Here is a 4,505-nt window from a genome sequence, read left to right on the forward strand (position 1 = left end):
CCCAGCTGGGATGCTGCGCGTTCTGCCACGGTCAGGCCAAAAAGACCGGAGCCTACGACAATCAGGTCATATTTCTTCGAATCCGTCATGACTTTGACACTAACCCACGAAGCCACCATTGGAATCCTGAACACTCCCGTTTTGCCCAGACGCTGTAATTGAGGCACTGCGGAAGAGCTACATCAGGGGGTTTGAAAATCGGTGGAGCGGGATGACCAGCAGGAACCTCCTTATCAGCCAAATTGAAGCCCGATGCTGCACTTATCCCGGCTGCTCACGGCGTTTTCACAGACTTGAGCAAACCTCAACTCCAACCTGAAGAACATGAGTCACACATGTACCATTAACCCCATTAGTGCACTACACTTCGCAGTTGTTTCATTTTGTCTCAGCCGCACCAGAATCATCAGGGAGAAATACCGTGCAGCAACGACGCCGCATCAGCGCAGTTCGGCAAAAACCGACACTGGCTATCCTGCTGTCTGTCGCGCTCGTAGCCTCAGGGCTCGCAGCCGCCAGTAGTCAGATCATCCGCACCCAGGACGAGGGAATCGGCCCGGTGGATGTCATGAACCAGTCCACCAGCTTTTCCAGCGGTTCCAATATTGTTGTCGACGATCCGGCAATCATGGGCCAGGGCGAAGAACCCGGTCCACGCACGGTAAAGGAATTCCAGCGCGAGGAACCCTTCTCCATGTTCGCCCTGACCTGGAAGGGTCAGCGTGATGTCACCGCCTTTGTCCGCGCCAAAAAAGAAGACGGCACCTGGACCGAATGGCTTGATATGGAGCCACTCGCCATCGAGGACACCGATCCCAACTCCACCCAGGGCACTGACCTGATCTTCCACGGATCCACCAACAAGATCCAGGTCTCCACCCATAATGTGGATCTCTTCGGTGATGATGCCGGCGCTGCTGCCACTGATGGCACCGGTGGTGCGATCCCTGAGGCTGCACCGGAAGCAGCTCCTGTGGCTGAGTACGCAGCAGAGGCCATCGAAGAAGCACCCCTCGAGGCACCTGTGGACACCCCAATAGTTGAGGAGCCTGTTATTCAGGCTCCAGCTGAGGCACCTGTCGCCGCCCCAGTTGAGGTGGCACCTGCAGCCCCAGCCGACAACGGCCTGGCACCACTACCCTCCAACTATGGCGATATCCAGCCTGTTGCAGAGGTCGCCAGTGACCTGGACGCAGTCTTCATCGATGGCAACGCTGAGGCCGGCGTCGGTGGTGTTGACCTGATGGCTGATACCGATGGCATGCCACGGGTCATCTCCCGTGCCGGCTGGGGAGCCAATGAGTCTCTCCGCTGCAGGCAGCCCACCATTGATGATGGTGTTTCCGCCATCACCATCCACCACACCGCGGGCATCAATGATTACACCCGTGCGGAAAGTGCCGGCCGCATGCGTGGCTACTACACCTATCACGCGCAGACCCTGGGCTGGTGCGATATCGGCTACCAGGCACTGGTGGATAAGTACGGCACCATCTACGAAGGCCGCGCCGGTGGTCTGAACCGTGCTGTGCAGGGTGCTCACGCCGGTGGATTCAACCAGAACACCTGGGCCATTTCCATGATGGGCAACTATCAGAACTTCACTCCTCCGGAGGCCATGATCCAGTCGGTGGGTGAGCTTGCTGGCTGGCGTGCCAAGGTCGCCGGTTTTGATCCAACAGGACGCGACACCCACTACTCCGAGGGTTCCAGCTACACCACGGTTCCTTATGGACAGTCCATCAACCTGCCGAATATCTTCGCGCACCGCGATGTCGGCAATACTTCCTGCCCAGGCAATGCGGGCTATGCCCAGATGGATAATATCCGTAGTATCGCCAAGGCGAAGTACGATTCCATCCTCAATGAGGATGCTGCCGGCGATGCAGCCCCGACAACGACAGCAGTGGCAAGCCCAACAGAATCAGCAACCGACACTCCGGCGGCTACACCTACTGATTCGGCTTCTGCCACCGCCACTGCAGAGCCAGCTCCGCAGGACACCACCACTACAGAGCCAGCACCACAGGACACCGTCACCATCACCGAAGAACCAGCACCACAGGCTGGTTCTGGTTCCAGTGAGCTCGACATGTTGAATCAGGTGCTCACCGGTGGTTCCTCCGGCAGTTCAGAACTACTCAATGGTGCTGATGGCGCACAGGTTCTCACCGGTATCGGTTCAATCCTGGCCGTGATCATCGGCCTTGCCGCCACCGATGGCGATCTGGGGGCATTGCTGGGAAACCTCGGCAACAATAACGGCGTTCCCACCCTGGACAACATCAATCTTGATGATGTCGTTCCGGTGGTGGATACCGTCATCAACCTCGCGGGCGATAATGAGTACTCCCGTACCTGGAATGATCTGAACAATCTTCTCGGCCCTGTGCTGGGTGCAGCCACCGGTGGCGAAACCACCGTCCGCTACGCCAGTGAAGAGAACTCTGAGGTTTCCTTCGTTCCCTTCGAGAACGGCATCATGGTCTCCTCCCCGGAGGCAGGAACCCATGGTCTGTGGGGTGTCATCGGTGACACCTGGGCTCAGCAGGGTGCAGACCTCGGCCCGCTCGGCCTGCCGCTCAACCATGAATACCGTGAGGGCAACCTGCTGCGGGTGGACTTCCAGGGTGGTTATATCACCTTCGATCCAGCAACCGCCAAGGTGGACATCCAGCTCACCTAAGCGCCACATGGTCTCAAGCGCCTGGAAATGAAGAGTGGGCCCCGCTGCTTTCCCTGAAGCAGCGGGGCCCTTCTTTGTCATTTCCCACTTTGAGCAGGTGTGGGAAGAACCTCAGTCAGAACTAGTCGCGGTAGGATTGCTCAACCGCGTTGTTCCAACCCTCGTAGGCACGCTCGCGTTCCTCTTCACTCATCTCAGGTGACCAGGTCTGCTCGATGGAGATCAGCTCGGCGATCTGGTCCAGGTCCTTGAAGAATCCGGACCCCAGACCCGCAGCGAATGCCGCACCAAGTGCGGTGGTTTCAATGTCATGTGGGCGGATGACATCAATGCCCAGGATATCGGACTGCATCTGCATGAGCAGTTCATTTTCCACCATGGCACCATCCACGCGCAGGGATTCCATTTCCTTGCCGGCATCAAGTGCCATGGCCTCCACGACCTCACGGGTCTGGAAGGCGTTGGCCTCCAGCACCGCGCGGCAGATGTGGTTGCGGTTGGCAAAGCGGGTCAGACCGGTGATCACGCCGAGGGCATCGGAACGCCAGCGTGGTGCGAACAGTCCGGAGAACGCCGGAACCACGTGGACACCGCCGTTGTCCGGCACCTGGCGTGCCAGTTCCTCAATGGCTGGGGCGGTGGGGATCATCTGGAGGGAGTCACGGAGCCACTGCACCAGGGAGCCGCCCATGGAGACAGAACCCTCAAGTGCATAAACCGGTTCTTGGCCCTCAATCTGGTAGGCGATGGTGGAAAGCAGTCCATGTTCGGAGATGCTCAGTTCCTTGCCGGTGTTCATCAGGAGGAAGAGGCCGGTGCCATAGGTGTTCTTGACATCGCCCTCCTTGAATCCACCCTGGCCAAACAGTGCTGCCTGCTGATCGCCGAGGACGCCGTTGATGGGCACATCGGCGAGGATGCCGCGGTGGCGCACGGAGCGGTAGTCACCGATGGAGGGCTTGATCTGCGGAAGCATGTTCATGGGAATGTCCAGTGCTTCGCAGAGTTCCGGATCCCACTGCTGGGTCTTGATGTCCATGAGCAGGGTGCGGGATGCGTTGGTCACATCGGTGGCGTGGATGGCTTCTTCACCGTCATCGCCGCGTACACCACCGGTGAGGTTCCACAGCAACCAGGTGTCCATGGTGCCGAAGAGCAATTCGCCCTTCTCCGCACGCTCGCGAACGCCTTCCACGTTGTCCAGGATCCACTTGAGCTTCGGACCTGCCGGGTAGGAGTTGATGAGCAGACCGGTGCGGTCCAGCCACTTCTGCTGACCTTCCTCACCCGCGAGTTCTTTGCAGATCTCGTTGGTGCGGGTGTCCTGCCAGACGATCGCGTTGTACACAGGCTCACCGGTCACCCGATCCCAGACAACAGTGGTTTCACGCTGGTTGGTCACACCGACGGAGGCGATCTCATAAGGGGTGATGTCGATGGCGACCATCGCCTGGCTCACCACTGCTCGGACGTTGTCCCAGATCTCCATGGCGTTGTGCTCGACCCAGCCCTGCTCAGGGAAGATCTGTGAGTGCTCTTTGGTGGCTACAGAAACCACTTCACCGTTTTTATCAATGATGATGCAACGGGTGGATGTGGTGCCCTGGTCAATGCCAGCCACATAAGAATTGGCTTTTGAGGATCTCATAACCCCCATTTTTGCATGCGGACTCAAGTGCGGTATAGCCAAAAACCAAAGGGTTATGTCCGCGCCCGGTTTCCACCCCCGCACTACACACCTTAGATATAACCGGTGGTCACAACATATAACACCAGCACAGCCCAAGAGCTCCACCACATGAGATTTAGGTGCTCATAA

The 4,505-nt window shown here is 58.3% G+C and carries 2 protein-coding genes; one reads left to right on the top strand and one right to left on the bottom strand.

Annotation, left to right across the window (positions count from 1 at the left end; translation table 11 throughout):
• Positions 1-421: 421 nt before the first annotated feature.
• Complete coding sequence (locus tag Q0M74_RS13110; RefSeq protein ID WP_293955180.1) at positions 422-2,686, top strand: N-acetylmuramoyl-L-alanine amidase; 2,265 nt, start codon at positions 422-424, stop codon at positions 2,684-2,686.
• A gap of 121 nt (positions 2,687-2,807) precedes the next feature.
• Here Q0M74_RS13110 and glpK read toward each other — a convergent pair whose 3' ends face one another.
• Positions 2,808-4,334: a glycerol kinase GlpK gene (glpK, locus tag Q0M74_RS13115; RefSeq protein ID WP_293955182.1), complete on the bottom strand. Its 1,527-nt coding sequence runs from the start codon at positions 4,332-4,334 to the stop codon at positions 2,808-2,810.
• Positions 4,335-4,505: the final 171 nt, after the last annotated feature.

Source organism: uncultured Corynebacterium sp., assembly GCF_945649885.1.
GTDB lineage: Bacteria > Actinomycetota > Actinomycetes > Mycobacteriales > Mycobacteriaceae > Corynebacterium.

Coding starts and splice junctions, on each gene's coding strand:
- glpK (WP_293955182.1), bottom strand. CDS start 4,334: ATGAGATCCTCAAAAGCCAATTCTTATGTGGCTGGCATTGACCAGGGC.